Annotated in this window: 1 pseudogene; it reads left to right on the forward strand. The window is 72.5% G+C overall.

The window, feature by feature from the left end:
• Positions 1-396 (forward strand): annotated as a pseudogene (locus I6F37_RS43640) (hypothetical protein); the annotation flags it as partial.

Raw genomic sequence — 396 nt, forward strand, 5'->3', positions numbered from 1 at the left:
CCAACGTGCAGCGCACCTTCGCGGCGCCGCTGCCCGGCTTCGCATTCACCGCGTTGGGCGCCAGCACGGGAATGGCCATGACGAGCTGTGGCCTCGTCGGAGAAGCCGCCTATTGCTGGGGCTATAACGGCAGCGAGCAGCTCGGCGACGGGATTCTATCCGCCAACGCGCCCGCGGCAGCGCCCGCGGTGGCGACCGGCGCCTCGATGACCCAAGTGGCCGCGGGCATCGCGCATTCCTGCGGCCTCACCAGTGCTGGAGCGCTGCAGTGCTGGGGCTTCAATCCGGCGGGCAGCCTGGGCGATGGCGTGGGCGACACGTATCGCGCCGTCGCGGTCACGGCCGCGCTCCCGGGGCCCGCGACGCACGCGGCGTCGGGCACGTACACCACCTGCG

The organism is Bradyrhizobium sp. NBAIM08 (assembly GCF_020193935.1).
In the GTDB taxonomy this organism is placed as follows: domain Bacteria; phylum Pseudomonadota; class Alphaproteobacteria; order Rhizobiales; family Xanthobacteraceae; genus Bradyrhizobium; species Bradyrhizobium yuanmingense.